Source organism: Actinotalea ferrariae CF5-4, assembly GCF_000603945.1.
Lineage (GTDB): Bacteria > Actinomycetota > Actinomycetes > Actinomycetales > Cellulomonadaceae > Actinotalea > Actinotalea ferrariae.
This window is the reverse complement of the sequence record NZ_AXCW01000442.1, coordinates 1-1,613: the sequence shown is the minus strand read 5'-3', so window position 1 is coordinate 1,613 and position 1,613 is coordinate 1. Positions and strand designations below refer to the sequence as shown.

General features: G+C 78.9%; 1 protein-coding gene and 1 pseudogene. Both read left to right on the top strand.

The annotated features are described in order from the left end of the window. Positions 1-727, top strand: a pseudogene (locus N866_RS18665) (primosomal protein N'); the annotation flags it as partial. 96 nt (positions 728-823) lie between these two features. Further along, the coding region (fmt, locus tag N866_RS18660) for a methionyl-tRNA formyltransferase (protein ID WP_034229605.1) at positions 824-1,613 on the top strand (790 nt) is incomplete at its 3' end.

The window sequence follows — 1,613 nt, the reverse complement described above, 5'->3', positions numbered from 1 at the left end:
CGGCCTGCGCGCCGTGCGCGTCGGCTCCTCGCGCACCGCCGAGGAGCTCGGGCGGGCGTTCACGGGCGTGCCCGTCCGGCAGTCGGGGGCACGGGCGGCGGACGGCGTCCTGGCATCCGTGCCGGACCGTCCGGCCCTGGTGGTCGCCACGCCCGGTGCCGAGCCGCGTGCCGCGGCCGGGTACGCCGCGGCGGTCCTGCTCGACGCGGCGGTCGTCTCCTCGCGGGACACCCTGGACGTGGGGGAGGAGGCGCTGCGCACCTGGATGAGGGCCGCCGCCCTCGTGCGTCCGGCCGTGGAGGGCGGTGTCGTCGTCCTGGTCGGCGACGGGGCGCCGCGCCCCACGCAGGCCCTCGTGCGGTGGGACCCGTCGGGCTTCGCCGACCGTGAGCTGCAGGAGCGGGACGAGCTGCGCCTGCCGCCGGCGGTCCACGTCGTCGCCGTGGAGGGTCCGCGGCACGCGGTCCAGGACGTCCTCGCGCGGGCGGCACTGCCTGACGGGACGGACGTCCTCGGACCGCTCCCGGTCGCCGCGGCAGAGCCCGAGGACCCGGCCCCGGTGCTGCTCGAGCTCCCGACCGAGGTGGCCGTCCGGGCCCTGGTCCGCTCGCCGTGGGCCCTGGCGCCCACGGTGGTCGCACGGCTGACCGGTGCGCGGGCCGGCCGGAGCGCCCGGCGCGAGCCCGGGCAGGTCCGGCTCCACGTCCAACCGGCGGACCTGCTCTGACGGTCGGTGCCGCTGGGGCCGGGCCAGCGCGCCGCGAGGAGGCGATCGGGATCGGGGCGGTCGGGGACGAGGGTGGGCGCCGCCTACGATCGTCGGATGCGTCTGCTGTTCGCCGGTACCCCCGAGGTGGCGCTGCCGTCCCTCGACGCCCTCCTGGACTCCCCGCACGAGGTCGTCGCCGTCCTCACCCGACCGGACGCCCCGGCCGGCCGCGGTCGTCGCCTGACGCCGAGCCCGGTCCGCGTCCGCGCCGAGGAGGCCGGGGTGCCCGTGCTCACCCCCACCACGCTGCGGGACCCCGACGTCGTGGCGCAGCTGCAGGCCCTCGAGGCCGACCTCGCACCCGTCGTCGCGTACGGCGCGCTCCTGCCGCGGACGGTCCTGGACGTGGTGCGCCACGGCTGGGTCAACCTGCACTTCTCCCTCCTGCCGGCCTGGCGCGGTGCGGCGCCGGTCCAGCACGCGGTCCTGCACGGCGACGAGGTGACGGGCGCGTCGACGTTCCGCATCGAGGAGGGCCTCGACACCGGGCCGGTGTACGGGTCCCTCACCGAGACGGTCCGGCCCCGCGACACGTCGGGTGACCTCCTGGGCCGCCTCGCCACCGCGGGCGCGGGCCTGCTGGGCGCCACCGTGGACGGCATCGCGGACGGGACGCTGCGCCCGGTGCCGCAGTCCGTCGAGGGCGTGAGCCACGCACCGCGGCTCACGGTCGACGACGCCCGCGTCCGGTGGGAGCACCCCGCGCTGGCCGTGGACCGCCGCGTCCGGGCCTGCACGCCGGCACCCGGGCCGTGGACGACGCTGCCCGACGGCGCGCGTCTCAAGCTGGGACCGGTGCGCCCGCGCGCGGACCTCGACCCGCTCGCGCCCGGGGCCGTGCGGG